Consider the following 18,834-nt stretch of genomic DNA (forward strand, 5'->3'; position numbering starts at 1 on the left):
CGCTACTTTTTATCATCCATCATTTTCTTGATTTCTCCAAGATCCTTCGGCGTCTTTCCGCTTAAGATCGTCTGTACAAGCTGATCTTCCTTCTGTTTGGGGATCTTTCTATTGGCCAGCTTTGATACACGCTGGATCAGGTCTCTGACAGTTGCTTCATCCTTGAAATTGGCATCTTTAACCGAGTTGGCAAGTTTCATGACAGAATCCATTTTTACCCCTGTCTTCTTCTCGAACCCTTTGAACATATTAAACATGGACAAAACCCTTTCTTATTTCGGTTTCTGCATAGAGCAGAAACCTGTTCTTCTTTCATCGTATGCAGAAAGGAAAAAAGGGTCCGTCCCGGTTTCATAAAAAAAGGCTGTGTTCGTATAGATTGTTGCTATTGATCAAATTAACTGTAGAGCGAAAGGCGGCGACTCCGGCGGGAAGAGCAGGAGCAGAAGACCCCGCAGGGACGAGCGTTTACATCGTGAGTTCACTTCGAGCTGCTTCGACACAGACGCTTCGGGGCTTTTCGGGCAGAGGAAGAAGCACGAAAACTACTCTGTCGGCTGAAGCCTGCCCGCGGAAAGCGTCCGCCTGTAGCGGAATAAAACAACAATCTTCCCGAAAACAGCTTAAAAAAAAGGATCAGGCTGAACCTGATCCGATGTTGTGCATTATGTATAACTATACTGCAGAAATTCACCCTATCTGCGCCTTCAGTTATATGGCGGCTTCTTTACCGTCTGCCCTTCTGAAGATACAGCCGCTGCGCATCCTGAAACGTCCTTGCCCAGCTTGTCTGGGTATAAGCGTTCATTTTCGGGTAATACAGCTGAACTGCGTAACGGTCCTTTGCAGGCACATAATTAATCGCCTTGTACACCTGACTTCTGGTCTGTTGTAAAACGGTGAAATCGTAAAGCTCCCACCCTTTTTTCATCGATTTTCTTCTCGCTTTGTAAACTGTCTCGTCCTCTACTGTAAGGGCCATGCCCCTCACCCTCTCCTGCTGATTCCCTATGTAATTGGTACTAATTACCTCAATTATATCATTCAGCCCATTTTTGTAAACGGTATTTCACAGAAAAATCAGCAGGAAAGGACATAAATTTACACGATTGAACGAACCCCCCCCTCCGTTTTGTAAATTACTCAGCTGAAATGTACCTTCCCCAGATTCTCCGCAGGAATGCCTGCCTCAATATAACTTCTGACCAGCTTCCACTCATCCGTCCCGTCTTTTTTGAAAGTCTGAAACAGGACATTCCCTGTGTCCATCCGCTTACCGCCAATGTCCATCGTTGCCGAGACGACCATCATCACTTCATCCGTTCTTAATGTAAAAGTTGCGATTTCTTCAAGCACCCACTTTGCATTGTTTTCTTTCACAAACGTAAATCCCTGTTCCCAGCCGGACACCGATTCCCCGAACCCGAAATCCACCGGCTTCCCGCCGTTGATTTCCCGTCCCTGATAGTCTTCTGCAATGATGTTTCTCAGACTGTCAATCGAAGAAGATCTCCATACTTCATAGTAGTGATCTGCAAATTCTCTGAATGATTGATCCATGTGAACCTCCATTAAATATTTTGTATTTTTACAGATTCCATATTTAGGATAAAAATTCCTTTTTTCCACGTAAAAAAGCCGGGGATTCTGTCGACCCGGCGTGTTTACTGTATTGGTCTGTCCGCTTTTACTTCTGCAGCGGTCTCACTGTAACCTCGTTCACGTTTACCGCAGGGGGCTGGCTTACTGCGTAAAGCACAGCATTGGCAATGTCATCGGCCTGCAGTTTTTTCATTTCTCCTGCACGCTCCTTAAAGCGTTCAAGGATATCCTCATCGGTAATATGTTCGGCAAGTTCGGATTCCACTGCCCCCGGTGAAATGTTTGTCACACGCACACCGGTTCTGGAAAGTTCCTTCTCCAGCCCCATACTGAGGGCGCGGACAGCATACTTCGTCGCGCTGTAAACACTGCTTGACGCAAACACCTCATGACCGGCAACAGAGGACACATTGATAATATGGCCGCTGTCCTGCTCGAGCATGGATGGGAGGGCGGCATGAACACCGAAAAGAACACCTTTAATGTTCACATCGACCATCTTCTCCCACTCGTCAACTTTATCCTTGGCCATAAAGGAAAGCAGCATCACGCCCGCATTGTTTACAAGCACGTCAATTTTTCCGAATTCATTCTTCGTTTTCTCCACAAGGGCTTCCATCTGGCTCCGGTCGGTAACATCCGTTTCTGCAACGAGAACCCGCTGACCGGTTGCCGATTCGATCCGGTTTTTCAGTTCCTCGAGCCGTCCTGTACGGCGTGCAGCAAGCACCACATCGGCTTTCTGCTCGGCTGCCCTGAACGCAATCGCCTCACCGATTCCACTGCTTGCACCGGTTACAACAACGACCTTTCCTGATACATGTTCCATTTCGCACCTCTCCTTTGGGTAAAAAGTTAAGCACGTACTCTTTTAACCTACCATGCACCCGTGGGAAGAGAAACTGAGATGCTCTTTTTTCATGTAATGCAGTACAGAAATTTCTTCCATTTTATCAGTTTATCAGTGACTATTGCAGGGAATGCCGTACGGTGACATATGTTCTTAGTACTACTTTTTACATATTTAAACACTGACATTTGCCCTATTGTGTCTGTTATACTGCATTTGACAGATTAAAGGAGTGGAAGAATGAAACGCTTCACCGGCTTTTGCACGGGCGTTACCGGTGCGATTTTTCTTGCCGCATGTGCAGGAGGAACAGAAGAGACAACCGTAACCGAAAATATCCAGCAGTCATCCTATGATGATATTAATATAATTACCGAAAACGGCAAGGGTGACGCTTACCGCTATTCACTCGTTTATCCTTCCGTCCAGGGTCTCGATGCAGGGGAAAAAGTTGAGGACGAGGGCTGCTCCCTGCTGAACGCTTTTATTGAGGAAGCGGAGCAGGCACACGAAGAGGATGATGCTCCGTTTACATTCCAGTCATCCCTTGAAGTCGATGCCCCATTTGACAGAGAGTATATATCGTTTTTAACAGAATACGAATACAAAGTGGATGAAGCAGTTCACCGGCAGACGTCAGTAAGTTTTGAAGCGGAAACGGGAAATCGGGTTACGCTGTCCGATGTGTTTAATGAGGAAGTGGACTACCTTGGTGAGCTCGCAGACCTTATGGAAACGAAAATGACAGCTATGTTCGGAGATGCTGTATATGAAGACCACGTAAAGGAACTGACACAGGCTGAACCGGAAAATTACGAATCATTCATGCTCACCGATCACGGGCTGATTTTCGCCTATAACCGTGGTGAATGGACCCGGGAATACTTCGGTGCCCCGGTTGTTCTTCTTCCCTACGAGGATCTTGCTTCTGTTCTGGACAGTGATTTTGCAGAAACAGCCGGAGTGGAGATCCCGGAGGAAATGGGAGAATCGGCGGCTGAGAATGGAAGTTTTCCGGAAGAGCCGCCGGCTGAATTGGAAGAAAACGGACAGGAAGCGGAAAACGGAAACCGCGAGGAAGATAACGACGGTGAGGAAGGCAACGGGCACGGCAGTGAGAACGGGGAGGATGGAAACGGCAGCGGGGAAAACGGGAATGGTGATGCAGCGGAAAACGGTGATGATACCGGCAGCAGCGGAGGCACTTCCACGACCAGTGAAACGCTTGGAATCGGTAACGCTCCTGCCAGTGACGGTGCTCCCCGGGTAGCTTTGACGTTTGATGACGGGCCCGACCCGGATCTGACTCCAGTGCTCCTGGACCATCTCGATGACTTCGGTGCCAGAGCGACTTTTTACGTCATTGGAAGCTATACCCAGTCTTACCCGCATATTGTAGAAGAAACCTTCAGCCGCGGCCACGAAATCGGCAACCATACGTGGTCCCATCCGGATCTGACCACACTCGGTGAAGAGGAGATTGAGCACGAACTTACTTCCACAAGTGACGTCATTGAGCAGGTAACGGGCGAAAGACCAGTCACTTTCAGGCCGCCGTACGGTGCCATAAGCGGAAGGGTTCACACCATGACAGACAAACCGGAAGTGAGATGGACGGTTGATTCCCGGGACTGGCAGGCCGGGTCCACACAGGAAATTGTCGACCGTGTACTGCCTCACGTTCACGACGGAGCTGTGATTCTCCTTCATGACATCCACCCCCGCTCCATCGACGCAGCACGGATCATTCTTGAAGAACTGAGCGCTCAGGGGTATGAATTTGTGACAATTTCAGAACTTTACAGCCTGAACTAGTTTAATGGCCTCCTCTGCCATCAGAGGAGGCTTTTTATTAGTCTGCCGGTTTGCTAAACTTGTATAAAAAGAACAAATATGAAGGAGTTTTATAATGAGTATTTTTGGCAGAATTATGCTCGTTTTCTTTACAGGAATTATGCTGGCAGCCGGAGGCAGCTTCGTTCTTCTGTTTGCAGCCTATATAACTACAGACTTCTTATTCTACGCTGTTTTCACCAGTGGAACTCTTGCTTTGATCTGGCTGGTTCTGTCCCTCGCTATCTTTGAGGTGCTCGGCGGAAAAAGACTCGGAATTGCCCTTGGTCTCTGCGGCGCCGCTGCCCTGGCTGTACTGGCCGGTTTTTCCTTTTCCCAGGCGTGACCAGGAAGCTGTATTTGGTGAAATAAAGGGGGAGCGGAAATGGATCTGATATTCTTGTTATCTATTGGGTTCATCCTTGTCGGGTTTGCGGCAGTCATTTTGGCAAAAAGCAGGATTGAAAAACAGCAGGGAAGTACCAGCCTTAAAGTCTGGTGGATTGTGGGAACCACAGTATGGGGAGTCATTAGCATTACACTGATTCCGTGGCTGTTTAACAGAGGTTTGTGAATAAAGCAGCGGGGAGCAGCCCCCGACCCTGAGCAGTATTTCAGCCGGGTCGTATTATTTCTCCTGTATTTGCACCGGGTTTTAATACGATTCGCACTTTATCGTATTATTTCTCCTTCACTTTCACCGGGTTTTAATACGACTCGCACCATATCATATTATTTCCCCTTCACTTTCACCGCGTTTTAATACGACTCGCACTTTATCGTATTATTTCTCCTTCACTTGCACCGCGTTTTAATACGATTCGCACTTTATCGTATTATTTCTCCTTCACTTGCACCGCGTTTTAATACGACTCGCATTTTATCGTATTATTTCTCCTTCACTTTCACCGGGTTATGATACAACTCACACTCTAAAATCCCTCCAAAAACAGAACGGCAAAGGTTTAAACAGAAAGCCGGCCCTCTCCCCGAGTGCCGGCTTTCAAGCATGGTTTATTTCTTTACACGGCTTACGAGCAGACCGTCCCCGATCGGAATCAGGAGGGATTCAAGCCGCTCATCGCTGGAAACAAACTCATTGTAGCGCCTGAGATGCTCCGTGTCTTCCTCACTGTTATTCGCGTCTGCCACCCTGCCGCCCCACAGGACGTTGTCCGCAGCAATAATCGCTCCCGGTTCGGCACAAAGCAGCGCAGCCTCCAGGTAGGGAATGTAATTCCCTTTGTCTGCATCGATAAAGAAGAAATCGTACGTTTCCCCTTCAGAAACAAGATCGGAGAATGTTTCAATCGCGTCTCCTGTGCGATACGTTACTTTATCTTCAAGCCCTGCCCGGGCCACATTTTCCGCTGCCACCCTCGCGTGCTTTGGTTCCAGTTCAAGGGACGTGAGCTTCCCGTCCTCAGGCAGTCCCCTTGCGAGCCAGATACTGCTGTAGCCGCCAAGAGCGCCGACTTCAAGCACGCTTTTAGCTTCGGTAAGTTTAACAAGGAGGGAGAGAAGCTTTCCTGTCTCAGCCGGAACGCTGATTTCAGGCATGTCATTCTGCTTAAGTGTTTCGTGTATGCGGGAAAGACTTTCATCTTCCTGGGCGAAAAGATTGCGTATATAGTGGTTCGTAGTCACGCCGCCACCTCTTTCTGTCAGCTTTATCTTATCAGTGTATAGCCCCCGATAAGGGAAAATCAAGCGTTTCGCCTGCCGGGAAAAAAGCCTCGGCTTTACGTTTTCCATTGTTTGAAAAAGGTTCTTTTTAGAAAGCTGTTTTCGGATAGATTGTTGTTTTATTGCGCTGCAGGCGGATGCTTTCCGCGGGCATCGCTTCAGCCGACAGAGTAGTTTTCGTGCTTCTTCCTCTGCCCGAAAGCTCCGAAGCGTCTGTGTCGAAGCAGCTCGAAGTGAACTCACGATGTAAACGCTCGTCCCTGCGGGGTCTTCACCTGATGCTTTTCCCTTTTCCCGCTGGAGTCACCGCCTTTCGCTCCATTAATAATGTGACCAATAGCAACAATATACACGAACACAGCCTTTTAGAATGATGGCTGCTTTATTCCGCTGCAGGCGGGCCCTTTCCGCGGGCATCACTTCAGCCTCCTCGGGAAGACCGCCTCCAGGGTCTTCAGTTAATGCTGGTCCCGCAGGAGTCGCCGCCCTGCGCTCCAAAATAATATTACAAAAGCAGTAATCAATCCGAATACAGCTTTCAAAAAAGCCCCGGATCCCGTCTCCTGACGGTCTCCGAAGCTCCATTCATCACTTACTTCACGAACTTCTTAAATACCAGCGTGGCATTATGCCCGCCGAAACCGAGCGAGTTACTGAGAACCGTATCGACTTCCTGTCGGCGCGCTTCGTTTGGCACGTAGTCGAGGTCACATTCCTCATCCGGGGTCTCCAGGTTCATCGTCGGCGGAATGATGCCTTCCTCGATGGCCTTCACCGAGAAAATTGCCTCAATCGCACCGGCTGCACCAAGGAGGTGACCGGTCATGGATTTCGTGGAGCTGATTGCAAGTTTTCGTGCATGATCACCAAAGACCGTTTTAGCGGCAATGGTTTCATACTTATCGTTGTACTCCGTACTCGTACCGTGGGCATTCATGTACGTAATCTCCTCAGGTGCAAGCCCTGCATCCTTAAGAGCCTGACGCATGGCACGTACGCCGCCTTCCCCTTCCGGAGCCGGTGCCGTCAGGTGATAAGCATCTCCTGTCGCACCGTAGCCAACGATTTCACCGTAAATACGGGCGCCGCGCTTCTCGGCATTTTCAAGGGATTCAAGCACGAGAATACCCGAGCCTTCCCCCATTACGAAGCCGTCACGATTTTTATCGAACGGACGGGAGGCTGTTTTAGGATCCTCGTTACGGCTCATGGCCTGTGCGCTCGTGAATCCGGCAAAGGACATTTCCGTAAGCGGTGCCTCCGCGCCTCCTGTAATCATGATGTCCGCATCGCCGCGCTCAATCACTTTAAACGCATCGCCGATGGAGTTGGCACCGGATGCACACGCTGTTACCGAACAGCTATTGATCCCCTTTGCCCCAAGCTGAATGGATACCTGGCCACTCGCCATATCAGGAATAAGCATCGGGACAAAAAACGGACTCACACGGCGGTGTCCGCGCTTTTCGTAGAGACGGAACTGCTTCTCGTAAGTTTCCATGCCGCCGATTCCGGATCCAATCCATACACCTGTACGTTCGGCATTGGAATCATCGATTGTCAGGTCTGCATCCTTTACCGCCATATGAGCTGCGGCAACAGCAAACTGGGTAAAGCGGTCCATTTTCCTTGCATCACGCTTGTCCATATAGTTGGCAGGGTCGAAGTCTTTCGCTTCGCCCGCCACCTTTGTAGGAAATTCCGCCTCAGGGTACCGGTCAAAAATATCGATCCCCGATTCGCCGTTAATCAGTTTTGTCCACGTCTGTGCAAGATCACTTGCTAAAGGTGTAACCGCACCCATGCCGGTTATCACTACTCTATTTTTCTTCATTAATGTCGGCTCCTTTCTCTCCGTATCCTATTTTCCCCAGCGGATTGCAACAGAACCCCATACGAGGCCTGCACCGAATCCGACTAATACGACAATATCATCATCTTTTATTTTACCATTTTCAAGCTCATGCATTAAAGAGAGCGGAATGGAGGCCGAGGACGTATTTCCGTAACGGTCCACCGTCTTACTCATCTTCTCTTTCGGCAGGTCAAGCCGCTGCCTTGCACTCTCCATAATTCTGATGTTCGCCTGGTGCGGTACAAGGAAATCACAGTCGTCTTTTGTGAGGCCGGCTTTTTCAAGAGCGTTGATGGACGACTCACCCATCTGTCTCACAGCAAACTTAAACACTTCCCGCCCGTTCATCAGGAGGTGCTTCTCCTGACGGATGTGAGACCAGCCGCTACCGTCCGCTCCGAGCTCAAAGGACAGGATTCCTCTGTCTCCTGAAACAGGAGCAACGACAGCTGCTCCGGAACCGTCACCGAATAGAACAGCGGTATTCCGGTCATCCCAGTCTGTAATTTTGGACAGCTTTTCCGTACCTATCACGAGGATTTTCTCGTAAGCCCCGTTTTCCACAAACTGCTTCGCTGTGGCAAGTCCGTACATAAAGCCGGCACATGCCGCCCCAATATCCATGGCAGCTGCTTTCTTTGCACCCAGGCGGTCCTGAACCATGGCAGACACCGATGGAAAACGGTACTCTCCCGTTACAGTAGCGGCAATGATCAGGTCAATCTCCTCAGCTGCAACTCCGGACTTCTCCAGTGCATCGAGTGCAGCAAAGTAAGTCATATCCGTTGTGTCCACATCATCGGATGCGATTCTTCTTTCTTTTATCCCCGTACGGGTCTGAATCCATTCATCAGTCGTGTCAATTTTCTGTTCAAGTTCTTTGTTGGTCACCACATGATCAGGTACATAGGTGCCAATTCCCCAGATCCCAGCTCTCATGTAAGATCCTCCCTCTGGCCGGTAACCGCCCGCACTCACGTCCGGTTTCCGATCAAAATTTCTTCTGTAAACAGAATTTTATAGTTAATATTATGACCTAGTCCTAATCGAAATGCAATGCTTTTCCTTTTTAAGGACAGTCCCCCATACACCGCACGATCTTTCTGCATAAGGTAAATATAGACAAAATACGGTGAAAAAGGAGGCCTGACGCTGATGGCTGACCGCGACAACGAAAACTCTCCGTTCGGCTTTTTTGACCAGATCATGTTCGGAAGTCCACCGGCCGCCGCGAAACGGGAGCAGGAGAAAGAGACCGGTCCCCGGGGAAACTGGCTGTTCGGAGGATGGGGAAATCCGCACGAGGAGGAACCTTCCGATCATAATCCGGAACAGGAAGAAGAAACGGAGGAAGACCCCCTTGCCGATCTCGACGAACCGACACCGGAAGAACTTGAGCAGATGGAACGGACGATGGAGCAGATAACCGCTGTGATTGCGTTTGCCCAGTCTGTTAAACCCTACATCAGGCATCTCACCCCTGTCTGGGATGCCCTGAAAAGCTATGGCAGCAGCCCGGACCCCGGTGAAAAAAAGAACAGCAGGTAACCCGTCACTTTTGACTCATCCATCCCTTATCCCAGAATAAAAGCTGATTCCGGTCCGGACCGGAATCAGCTTTTTCTCATCTTCAGAGCTTTCTTGCGTCAAAATTCTGAAATACATTCTTGTCGTAGATCGGGAACTTCTCACGTCCGAGCAGATGGTTAATAATAATTTTGTTCCGGTGTACCGCAAGGCCCAGGTTGGTCGAACCGATCCCGTGTGAGTGGGATATTCCGCTCTGCACATAAATCTCGTTCGGCACCTTCACTTTCAGCCGGTAATCGGGCTCCACTTCATATCGGCCTTTCTCATCCCAGGAGATGTGCTCTTCGATATCCTTAATGAATCCCGGTACATGAGGATGATAACCGGTACCTACGATTACCACGTCACTTTCCCGGGTAAACTCGTAGTCCTGCTCCCACTGGCGGCACTGAATTTCATAGGTGTCCCCTTTTTCGCGGATCCCGTTCACTTCCGTCAGCACCTGAAGATCCACATTAATCTCCTCGTTGGAAACGGAGTTCTCATAGAGAAGGTTATAGATGTCTGTTATTGTGTGGGAACTGATTCCTTTATAAAGAAGGTCCTGTGTTTTAAAAATCCGGTCTTTTTTATCCTGCGCAAACTGATAGAAATAGTTTACATAGTCCGGGGAAAACTGCTCGACAGTGAGCTTTGATTCCTCCATGGAAAAAAAGCTTTCGGAACGGGTAATCCACGTGAGTTTGTAGTTATGCTCCATCCGTTCCTTTAACAGCTCACGAAACGCCTCTGCCGCACTCTGACCTGAACCGACGACAGTGACAGAACGGGCGTCACGACAGCGGTCCTGGTAGTCCAGAAACTGGGAGGTATGAAAAACCCGGTCCGATGCCAGTTCCCTGAACGCTTCCGGAAGTACCGGCGCACTCCCCGTACCGAGCACCAGATTTCTGCAGTGGAACGTTTCCTGCTCATTCGTATGGATATCCTGAACCGTAACCGTGTACTGTTCTTCCGTTTCGAGGTAATCCAGCTCCACGACTTTTTTGCCGAAACAGCAGTTATTCAGTTCGCTTTCCACCCACTTGCAGTAATCGTTGTATTCCCTGCGCGGGATATCAAGGCGCTGAAGAAAATAAAACGGATAAAGCCGGTTTTTCTCTGCCAGGTAATTCAGAAAACTGTAGCGGTTCGTCGGATCCGCAAGAGTAACAAGGTCCGCCATAAACGGGACCTGGAGACGGGTACCCACTATAAGCATCCCGGGGTGCCAGTCAAACTCCGGCTTCTGGTCAAAAAACACAGAATCTATTTCAGGCGTATCCTCAAGAAGAGCAGCAAGGCTCAGGTTAAACGGGCCGATTCCAACGCCCACAAGATCGTACACATGATGATCCAAAGCAGTTCCTCCTTCATGGTTTTCTGTTGCAATTCCTTCGTGCTGAGTGTATCTATGTAAGAGCATGTAGAAGGAAAAACAGATAAAAATCCGCTCATCGGCGGATGTATGAATAAACTAATTCTATCAATCCTCGGGAAGGAGGGCAAATAACCGTCTGCAAAATGGCCCGGTGATCCGGCAGCAGAGGTTTATTCAGTCCGGCATCCGGGCTCCCCGAATAATGGTTCGCAGGCTTATTCTATGCTTGGTCGCCCTTCCCCCTCAGCCGATTTCCGATCCACACAAAAACCCTGCACAACGCAGGGCATTTTGTATAAAGCTGAGTATCTAGAGTGTGGAGCTGTAGTATGGCGTGTTTCCGAACCCGTGAGTACCTGTTCCATAGCCTGCAAACTGCTGTCCGCCGAAGTGACCGGGACTCTGTCCGAACTGCGGACCGAACTGTGGACCAAAGCCGGGACCGAACTGCGGGCCGAAACCCGGGCCGTACTGTGGACCGAAACCAGGGCCGTACTGTGGTCCGAACGAAGGACCAAACTGCGGACCAAAGCCGGGGCCAAACTGGGGACCGTACAGCGGGCGGGGACCAAGGGCGCCAACCAGAAGCCCTCCTACAGCCAGCCCTCCCAGGAAAGGCAGTACCGGAAAATACCGATCCGGATACGGCCCCGGACCAGGACCGGGTTTGCCGCCGCGCATTCCTCCGTAATAATAAGCTGGATGATGTACCATTGTCATCGTTTATTGTCCTCCTTCAGTATTGCTCACATGGGGAATAAGCCTGTTCCCTGCTATCATATGAGGACAATCGGAACACGAGCCTGTCTTTTAGGGACAAATTGTTCCGCAGACGCCCGGTTTTCAAGGTTTTCGCCCGGTCAGCTATGGACTGTCGTACCCCCAGCTGACTTTTACTCGTCCGCTTTTTCTTCTGCCATTGTTTTCATCAGTTCCTCAAACGCTTCATCCACCCGGGATTTCAGTTTTGCCTCTTCCTCATTTTTCGGTTCATACTGCTGGAGTTCCTCGTACGTGGCAAGGAAATCCTCCACCTTGGCCGTCCCGATCTGCGCCATGGCCAGATGAACAAGAAAGGTAACATTCGGTTTGTCATCCTGGTGCAGCAGGGGCTTCAGCGGTTCCAGCAGCTCCTTCGCTTCCTCAAAATCCTTGCTGTGTACTGCTTTATAGCCTTTCACGACGCGATCCGCCATGGATTTAAGTGCTTTGTTCTGTTCTGCCAATCCGATCCTCTCCTTCACTTTCATCATTCCTCTATCCTAAAGAAACCGCGTGGCTGATGCAAGCAGAGAAGATTTCGGAGCATCAGGAGCATGAAGCACCACTATTCCGGGCAGCGCCCTTTTCTGCTGCCTGAATCCCTCATTGCCCGCTTTTTCCGCCGGCCACCGAGGGTCATACCTCTTTCGTGAGAACAAAAACGCTGGCGTATCCTTTAAGATAATGCTCCGTTTCACGCCGTCCGTTCGCTTTCCGAGGCGGTCCGGGAAGCCTCCTCGGGCTATCGCCCTGTGGGGTCTTCCCCAGGCCCCGTCTGCCGCAGGAGTCTCACTGCCGGCGTGAAACTCCGCATGAGACCTATTAACTGCAGAAGACGTAAGCCTTTGCCTCATTTAACTTAAGCACTGGATTTTACAGTTTCCATTACCACGAAAAGACCCCTGCACCAGCAGAGGTCTTTTCCTTTTACATCGAAAGATATGGCGTATTGAAATGGTCCCATTTCTCCCTCGTCCCGTTCATCATCCGGAAAATAAGGGCAATCTGGCCTCTGTGATAGGCTTCGTGATCGATAAGATGATAGAGAACCCACTCCGGTGAACAAAGGGCCTTTTCCCCTTTTAAATTCACTTCCAGGGAAGGGCGTTTAAACTCGATATCCGACATTTTCATATAGTGCTCACGCGTCAGCATCCGCACCTCTCCGAGACGGGCAAGAAACCATGATTTTTCTTTTCCTTTCGGGCACGTGATTTCCTGTTCTTCACGGAAGCAGAACCTTTCCCTGTCGCCGTCACTGAGTGATCCCTGCTGGAGTCCGACTCTGTTCCAGAATAATTCAATCTGGGCGAGATGAAGAAGGTAACCCGCAGGGGACGGAAGCCCGTTTGTCTCATAATAAAGATCCCCGTCGTCCACATGATCAATCATTTCTAGCAGTTTTTCCCTCGTTTCGATGAGACCGTCCAGCAGATAACGGGAGTCCCTCGCCTCTCCTGAAGAAAGCTCTCTGATTTCCATGGCTCACACTCCTATGAAAGGATCAATTTTCCTGCTCTTTTATTCTTCGATCTCGAATGGGAGTTTTCCTGTCTCCTCATAAATTTCAACATAACCGTCAAGCCACTTGCGAAGATCTTCCGGCACATCCCGGCCGTAATCACCGAGACTGACGAGCCCTTCGGTAAAATCGTAGTATCTGTTGCCGCTGTCCAGTTCACCTGCGTCAAACTTTTCAGCCACCCGCCGGTACAGGCGTTCCACTTCCTGGACGGTACTTGTCAGCACCGTTGCTTCCCCGAGATCGAGCTGGTCCCCTACGTAACCGATGGCATAGTCGTGATCCGCCTTCACCTGCTCAACGATGGCCACATGAAATCCGTCACCAGCCGGATAAAAGACATCCGCACCGGCGTCCTTAAACTCTTTATGTAATTTAAGAGCCGCTTCCTCATCGATCCAGCTCCCTGTAAAACCTGTATGTACTTTCATATTATCTGCTGCAAATAAAGCACCATCGGCAAACCCTGCTGCTTCAGGCTGCCATTCTTCGGCTCCGATTACGGCAACTGTCCCGGTATCACTCATTTTTCCTGCAAGCATCCCGGCAAAATACCCCATAGCATAGCCTTGAAAATGCAGGCCGGTTATGTTTTCCCCGCTCACTTCACCGTTTACACTGATAAAGTGCAGGTCCGGAAAATCCCCGCTTATCTCCATAATCGGTTCAGCGTAAATCGTGCTGTGCCCGAAGACGAGGTTCACCCCTTCATCCGCAAAGCGCTGGACGGCCTCACGCACTGCTTCGGTAGTGCGGATGTCCTCTTCCACATATACATCCACATCCATGGAGGCATGCACATGAAGCAGGCCCTGGTACCCTTTCCGGTTCCATCCCTCATCGTCATACGTATACGGCAGCAGCAGTCCCGCCTTCTCCAGTTCCCCACTTTCAGCTGAAATTGTACAGCCTGTCAAAAACGCCAGTATAATGACACAAAAAACGACTGTTCCCTGCTTCATCCGACCAAACCCTTTCTGCCGCCCGGGCATATTAGGTATTTCAGACTATTCGTTATCCTTTACTTTTCGACAGTCCTGCCGGTGAATCCCTGTTTCCAGCTTTACAGTTTCGTTACGGCTGTCTTACGAATCTATGAAAAGACCATTCCCCGAGCACTGCCAGAACGATCGCTGCAACAACAGCCACACCCTGACCCATTCCAAGCGGCCCTGAAAAAAGTAAGTAACTTCCAAGTGCAATAACAGCGAACAAAACGATTCCTGCAAGCAGCTGTTTCATCTGCTCCACCTCTTTTCACACAATTACCTTCTATCATCGCAAATCACTATACTGCCTGCAACCATCAGCCCCACCCGGAAATTATACTCAAAAAAAGAGGCCGGGACAGAAGTGGTTTTACAGACAGGAATCCGAACAATCAATAAGCGGTGCAGGTATATCGCTCCTGAAATATTCGCCGCTTTCCGCGGGAAGCGGCTGAACCTCCTCGTGCTTCGCTGCTAAAGGGGGCTCACCTGCGCTTTTTCTCCCGCAGGAGTCGGCGAATATATCTTCCGCTTGTCAGTTTTTGTTCGGATTCTCATCTGAACACTTTCCTTATGTCCCAGGCTCACGGATCCTCCCTTTGTTCCTTTACGTCTGCATCCCCTTCAACCTCAACGTCGACTGTCTCTTTTTTCAGAGGTGTTCTGATTGTTTTCATTTCCTCAACCTGCTCAGTGGTTACGTCTACTTCGGCAATTTTCACCGGCTGTTTGCTAATGTTAACCTCTTCCTCTTTTACAGGAATGCGAAGCTCCTCCTCGTCACCGGTTTCAATCACCATTTCCTCCCGTCTTACTGGTACCTTGAATGTTTTTTCTTCTTCCACTACCTCTTTCCGTACTTTCACCTCACCTGTCTGTACGCGTTTCTTTTTAATTTCGAGCTCCTCTTCCTTCAGCTCCATTTTCTGTGAAGAGTCCTCCCGATCCTGAACCTGCTGCTCACTGCCGCTTCCCTTCAGCCGGAATAAAAGGGCACCAATCAATCCTCCGCCCACGATACCTGAGATAAAAAAACCTGTTAGCCACCCTGCAATACCGCCGGCAAGAAGCCCGATCACAATATACCTGGCCATACGTTCACCTCTTCGTTGTTTTTTCTATTTTGCCCGGGAGTGAGGAGGAATATAAAAAAGGATGCCCTGAAAGCCTGACCAGGCCTTCCGGACATCCCGCTGACGTTATTTTTCTTTTTCATTCACAACGTCTGCTGTACCATGGGTTTCAACATCTGCAACTTCCTTGTGAAGAACATCGTGGACCTGTCTGTTCTCTTCCACTGAACGTTTATGGGCATTTACTTCCCCTGTAACGACAGTATGCTTATCCACGTCAACCTCTTCTGCAGTTACAGGAATATGAACCGTCTCCTCTTCGGAAATCGGGTCATCGGTCGGTTTGTGGTCTACTGATTTTGTTTCAATGACAACCTGATCATGGGAAACAGGAACGTTGACGGTCTGTTCCTCTTCCACAATCTCCTTGTGAATTTCCACGTCTCCCGTTTCATCACGGTGTTTATGGATATCCAGCTCTTCCTGTCGAAGATCAATATGGGCATCATCTTTTGCAAACTCAGTGTCCCTGCCTTCGCGGCGGACCTCTCTGCCCTCTTCACGTTTTCCGCTGCGTTCCTCGTTTCCGTTAAACATGCCAAAAAAGCTCATGATGTGACCCCCCGGTTTAAGAAGTAATGGACTAATGTCCACCTTTACATTGTTCACCCGGAAGTCAGTCACCATCCACTTTAATAAATGGGCATGCTGGTTTTAAGTGGAGACTGAACTGCCCTTTACCCGCCTTTCCTCCCGGATCCCGTTTTATCCATCCAGGCAATCTGCTCTTCAAGTCCCTTCTCTAACGGGCGTCCGGAGACTTTTACTACCAATCGCTTCATTTCATCAGATCCATTCTTTTTCTGCTCATCACCCTCCGGATCGCTGGGGCCGCCTTCTTTTTCCCCGTTAGCTTCCGTCCTGCCGACGCCCTCAGTCTCACCATGACCGTCGGATTCCTCCTCAAGCAGCTCCCGGCACCAGTCCAGCTCCTCGAATCTGTCAGCCAGGAAGCGGACGCCTTTTTCCCATGTATCCGGCATATTTTCGGTGATCCTCACGTACAGCTTCTCCTTCATTTCAAGAAGATCGAGCACTGCTTCTGCTGCATCTCCTGCGTGAACAAGCCCCTTCCCCTCCGATAAAGTCCATTCACGAAACCTGCTTACACTTTTCTCCGCGCCTGATATTAGAGCGGCAAACCCTCCGTCCTCCGGCTGGAAAGGACCGTAGAGAGGGGGGAGCAGGATGTCCCCCTCTTCACGTCCTGCCACCACCGCCTCCCCTGGATACTTTCCCGCCCGTTCATATTCATTCACAAGCGTCACGTCCGCCTCTTTTTCCTCAAAAGAAACAAGGCTGTTTCTCGCAAATAGCGCTTTGATCATTTCCTGTTCCTCAGTCAGCTTTCCGTCTTCTGCTAAAATGATTTCGATTCCCCGGGCAATGGCTTCCTCACAGAGGTGATAACCAAAGAAATCAAGTCCGTTTATAATACGTATACGCTCCATTTTTTCCCCTCTTCCTCATCACGTACTGTCTCATTGTATGACGGGTTTTACCGGGCTTATGCCGGCAGGGATCCAAACAGGTATAAACGCCGCGGGACGGACGCACGCTAACTGGAGACCAACCATACAAGGAGCGACGTGCTATGGAGCTGCATTCGGGAAGCCTTTACTGGCCCACAACACTTAAACAGTACCCTGAGTATCCGAAACTTGATCAGCCGGCAGAATGTGACGTGCTGATTATTGGAGGCGGTGAAGCCGGTGCCCAGATGGCTCACCGGCTGTCTCTGTACAATATCGATACGATCCTCGTTGAAAAGAACACGGTTGCAGGCGGCTCGTCCTCGGCAAACACAGGGCTTCTTCAATTTGCAAACGACAAGATGCTCACCTCATTTGCCAAAAAGCTCGGGGAAGATAAGGCAGTGAAGTTCTACAAAAGGTGTCTGAAAGCGATCGACGACCTGGAAGTCTACACCCGCAATCTCGAGTTTTCAAGTGATTTTATCCGACGCAAATCCCTCTTCTATGCCAGCAGCAGAAGTGATGTTAAAAAGCTCCTTAAAGAGTATGAAATGCTTCGCAAGCACCGCTTTCCTGTAAGCCTGCTTCAGCCGCATGAAATCAGTACATTCTTTCCGTTCGAGAAAGACCTTGCCATTCTTTCGGACCTTGACGCGGAAATCAATCCGTTCAAACTTGTGGTTGCACTCATACGGGAGGCACACAAAAACGGGGTAAGAGTGTATGAAAATACCGAGGTTCTCGGCCACGAATTCGCGAAAGACAGCGGGGGCACGCACACGTTCCGGACCCCGAAAGGAACGATCGAGGCTAAACACGTAATTTACTGTACCGGCTATGCGACAGCGGAGTTTGCCAATATAAAAAAAGCCGTAAACAACAGAAGTTATGCCATCGTCACCCAGCCTGTCAAAGATCTCTCCTCCTGGCACGAACGGGTTCTTATCTGGGAAACGAAGCAGCCCTACCTGTACATGAGGACGACCCCGGACAACAGAATCGTGGCAGGAGGCCTCGATGAACAGATTAAAGACCCAACTGATGATCCCGGTGTGCTCAGGGAAAAAGGTGATGAGCTCCTCCGTCTCGTACGCGAGCATTTCCCTGTTATCCCCGACCTGGCAATTGCCCATGAGTGGAGTGCCACATTCGGCGAGTCCAGGGACGGACTTCCTTTTATGGGAAACCACCCGAAACACGAAAACGTCTTTTTCCTTCTCGGGTATGGAGGAAACGGCTCGGTCTACTGCACGATTGGCGCCGACATTATTAAAGATCTTATCCTCTACGGCTACAGCCCGGACAGCGCGTTAACAGCCCTGGACAGATAAAACGAAAACACGATGGCCCTTATGCCCATCGTGTTTTCACAGTTTTCGGAGCTCGTTATACCCGGCCAGAAATTTCCTCACCGGTCCCGCGAAATCAGGCAGCTGTTTACCGGGAAGAAAGACCGTCAGTTCCACCGGTGCCTCCCTCTCCCTGAGTGTTTCGGCAAATGGCCGGCTGTGCTGATCCAGCGGGTACGTACGCTGAAAAACACAGTGAAAGATTCTGACCATCGTTTCGGGACATGTTTTTTTCCAGAGTGCAGAAGGCAGTTCCACAGCCTTCTCCTGAACTGCTTCATCCTCCCCGTATGCAGCTGCCAGTTCCTTTTTAAACCGCTTGTAAAAAAACAGGCTGCTTCGCTCATGCTCCAGGTAGGCTTTAAGACTGAGACACGGATTATAAAGGACAACGGACCTGAGCTGGTCAGGGTGATCTGCAAGGAGTCTCAATGCAAGAAGCGCGCCCATTCCTTCCGCAAAAACATGAAAGCGCGGATTAAGAATTTCCGTCTGGAGCGTTTCCTTGATCACCCGTTTGGTCAGCCTGTAGGCTTCTTCATTGCCCCAGTGCCTGCCGTACTGGTTTGAGTACACAATCGTATAACCTTCGTTTTTAAGCAGCTCAATAAACCTGCGGCGGTCGGGATTCTGGTGCCACAGACTCGTATTACCCCCTACATAATGATTGACATCCCCCAGAATAAGGATGAGAAAACCGTTGGGACGCTCAGGCAGGTGAACGACCGCCTGCTCTCCTTCCATCGTAAAGTACCGCTCTGTAACCTGCATGACCATCTCCCGCTCACCTCACGCTCAGATTGTGCCCCGTGGACACACGCTTACCAC

Annotated in this window: 22 protein-coding genes; 5 read left to right on the top strand and 17 right to left on the bottom strand. The window is 50.0% G+C overall.

Annotation, left to right across the window (positions count from 1 at the left end):
* Positions 1 to 2: 2 nt before the first annotated feature.
* The 4 genes from FGB90_RS10445 to FGB90_RS10460 all read right to left on the bottom strand — a co-directional run bounded on the left by FGB90_RS10445 (position 3) and on the right by FGB90_RS10460 (position 2,431).
* Complete coding sequence (locus FGB90_RS10445; RefSeq protein WP_246056143.1) at positions 3 to 257, bottom strand: stage VI sporulation protein F; 255 nt, start codon at positions 255 to 257, stop codon at positions 3 to 5.
* A 470-nt stretch (positions 258 to 727) separates the two neighbouring features.
* Positions 728 to 982 carry a hypothetical protein gene (locus tag FGB90_RS10450; RefSeq protein ID WP_138810793.1) on the bottom strand — a complete coding sequence of 85 codons (255 nt, stop codon included), beginning with the start codon at positions 980 to 982 and terminating at the stop codon, positions 728 to 730.
* Between the two features lie 161 nt (positions 983 to 1,143).
* A complete protein-coding gene (locus tag FGB90_RS10455; RefSeq protein ID WP_138810794.1) occupies positions 1,144 to 1,560 on the bottom strand; it encodes a flavoprotein in 417 nt (138 codons plus the stop codon).
* Between the two features lie 127 nt (positions 1,561 to 1,687).
* The gene (locus FGB90_RS10460; RefSeq protein ID WP_138810795.1) at positions 1,688 to 2,431 is read right to left on the bottom strand and encodes an SDR family oxidoreductase; all 744 of its coding nucleotides are present in this window, start codon (positions 2,429 to 2,431) and stop codon (positions 1,688 to 1,690) included.
* 261 nt (positions 2,432 to 2,692) lie between these two features.
* Between FGB90_RS10460 and FGB90_RS10465 the strand changes: the two genes are divergently transcribed.
* From FGB90_RS10465 to FGB90_RS10475, 3 genes are all read left to right on the top strand, one after another.
* Positions 2,693 to 4,267 (top strand): polysaccharide deacetylase family protein, encoded by a 1,575-nt coding sequence (locus FGB90_RS10465; RefSeq protein WP_138810796.1) that lies wholly within the window; start codon positions 2,693 to 2,695, stop codon positions 4,265 to 4,267.
* A 94-nt stretch (positions 4,268 to 4,361) separates the two neighbouring features.
* Complete coding sequence (locus tag FGB90_RS10470; RefSeq protein WP_138810797.1) at positions 4,362 to 4,631, top strand: hypothetical protein; 270 nt, start codon at positions 4,362 to 4,364, stop codon at positions 4,629 to 4,631.
* Positions 4,632 to 4,670: 39 nt separating this feature from the next.
* Positions 4,671 to 4,859: a hypothetical protein gene (locus tag FGB90_RS10475; RefSeq protein ID WP_138810798.1), complete on the top strand. Its 189-nt coding sequence runs from the start codon at positions 4,671 to 4,673 to the stop codon at positions 4,857 to 4,859.
* Positions 4,860 to 5,299: 440 nt separating this feature from the next.
* On the opposite strand, the gene FGB90_RS10480 is transcribed toward FGB90_RS10475, so the two are convergent.
* The 3 genes from FGB90_RS10480 to FGB90_RS10490 form a co-directional block, all read right to left on the bottom strand.
* Positions 5,300 to 5,932 carry an O-methyltransferase gene (locus FGB90_RS10480; RefSeq protein ID WP_246056144.1) on the bottom strand — a complete coding sequence of 211 codons (633 nt, stop codon included), beginning with the start codon at positions 5,930 to 5,932 and terminating at the stop codon, positions 5,300 to 5,302.
* Between the two features lie 631 nt (positions 5,933 to 6,563).
* Positions 6,564 to 7,805, bottom strand: coding sequence for a beta-ketoacyl-ACP synthase II (gene fabF / locus FGB90_RS10485; protein WP_138810800.1), 1,242 nt, complete (start codon positions 7,803 to 7,805; stop codon positions 6,564 to 6,566).
* A gap of 27 nt (positions 7,806 to 7,832) precedes the next feature.
* A complete protein-coding gene (locus FGB90_RS10490; protein ID WP_138810801.1) occupies positions 7,833 to 8,765 on the bottom strand; it encodes a beta-ketoacyl-ACP synthase III in 933 nt (310 codons plus the stop codon).
* Between the two features lie 216 nt (positions 8,766 to 8,981).
* Here FGB90_RS10490 and FGB90_RS10495 point away from each other — a divergent pair, with 216 nt between their 5' ends.
* Complete coding sequence (locus FGB90_RS10495) at positions 8,982 to 9,374, top strand: hypothetical protein (RefSeq protein ID WP_138810802.1); 393 nt, start codon at positions 8,982 to 8,984, stop codon at positions 9,372 to 9,374.
* 82 nt (positions 9,375 to 9,456) lie between these two features.
* Here the strand turns inward: FGB90_RS10495 and FGB90_RS10500 are convergent, their stop codons facing one another.
* The 9 genes from FGB90_RS10500 to FGB90_RS10535 all read right to left on the bottom strand — a co-directional run bounded on the left by FGB90_RS10500 (position 9,457) and on the right by FGB90_RS10535 (position 16,633).
* On the bottom strand, positions 9,457 to 10,755 hold the full coding sequence (locus FGB90_RS10500; protein ID WP_246056145.1) for a lysine N(6)-hydroxylase/L-ornithine N(5)-oxygenase family protein: 1,299 nt from the start codon (positions 10,753 to 10,755) through the stop codon (positions 9,457 to 9,459).
* A 330-nt stretch (positions 10,756 to 11,085) separates the two neighbouring features.
* The gene (locus FGB90_RS19830) at positions 11,086 to 11,496 is read right to left on the bottom strand and encodes a hypothetical protein (RefSeq protein WP_210237234.1); all 411 of its coding nucleotides are present in this window, start codon (positions 11,494 to 11,496) and stop codon (positions 11,086 to 11,088) included.
* 173 nt (positions 11,497 to 11,669) lie between these two features.
* A complete protein-coding gene (locus FGB90_RS10510) occupies positions 11,670 to 12,002 on the bottom strand; it encodes a hypothetical protein (RefSeq protein ID WP_246056146.1) in 333 nt (110 codons plus the stop codon).
* A 463-nt stretch (positions 12,003 to 12,465) separates the two neighbouring features.
* Entirely contained in the window at positions 12,466 to 13,020 is a 555-nt protein-coding gene (locus FGB90_RS10515; RefSeq protein ID WP_138810804.1) for a DinB family protein, read from the bottom strand.
* Between the two features lie 39 nt (positions 13,021 to 13,059).
* Positions 13,060 to 14,022 (bottom strand): BMP family ABC transporter substrate-binding protein, encoded by a 963-nt coding sequence (locus tag FGB90_RS10520; RefSeq protein WP_138810805.1) that lies wholly within the window; start codon positions 14,020 to 14,022, stop codon positions 13,060 to 13,062.
* A gap of 112 nt (positions 14,023 to 14,134) precedes the next feature.
* Positions 14,135 to 14,302, bottom strand: coding sequence for a hypothetical protein (locus FGB90_RS19680; RefSeq protein WP_171051785.1), 168 nt, complete (start codon positions 14,300 to 14,302; stop codon positions 14,135 to 14,137).
* A gap of 331 nt (positions 14,303 to 14,633) precedes the next feature.
* Complete coding sequence (locus tag FGB90_RS10525; protein WP_138810806.1) at positions 14,634 to 15,143, bottom strand: YsnF/AvaK domain-containing protein; 510 nt, start codon at positions 15,141 to 15,143, stop codon at positions 14,634 to 14,636.
* Positions 15,144 to 15,248: 105 nt separating this feature from the next.
* Positions 15,249 to 15,734 carry a YsnF/AvaK domain-containing protein gene (locus FGB90_RS10530; RefSeq protein ID WP_138810807.1) on the bottom strand — a complete coding sequence of 162 codons (486 nt, stop codon included), beginning with the start codon at positions 15,732 to 15,734 and terminating at the stop codon, positions 15,249 to 15,251.
* 125 nt (positions 15,735 to 15,859) lie between these two features.
* Positions 15,860 to 16,633: a hypothetical protein gene (locus tag FGB90_RS10535; protein WP_138810808.1), complete on the bottom strand. Its 774-nt coding sequence runs from the start codon at positions 16,631 to 16,633 to the stop codon at positions 15,860 to 15,862.
* A gap of 143 nt (positions 16,634 to 16,776) precedes the next feature.
* Between FGB90_RS10535 and FGB90_RS10540 the strand changes: the two genes are divergently transcribed.
* Positions 16,777 to 17,988 carry an NAD(P)/FAD-dependent oxidoreductase gene (locus FGB90_RS10540; protein WP_138810809.1) on the top strand — a complete coding sequence of 404 codons (1,212 nt, stop codon included), beginning with the start codon at positions 16,777 to 16,779 and terminating at the stop codon, positions 17,986 to 17,988.
* A gap of 36 nt (positions 17,989 to 18,024) precedes the next feature.
* Here the strand turns inward: FGB90_RS10540 and FGB90_RS10545 are convergent, their stop codons facing one another.
* On the bottom strand, positions 18,025 to 18,783 hold the full coding sequence (locus FGB90_RS10545; protein ID WP_138810810.1) for an alpha/beta hydrolase: 759 nt from the start codon (positions 18,781 to 18,783) through the stop codon (positions 18,025 to 18,027).
* Between the last annotated feature and the right edge of the window lie 51 nt (positions 18,784 to 18,834).

Origin of the sequence: Alteribacter natronophilus, from assembly GCF_006007885.1 — a bacterium.
Lineage (GTDB): Bacteria > Bacillota > Bacilli > Bacillales > Salisediminibacteriaceae > Alteribacter > Alteribacter natronophilus.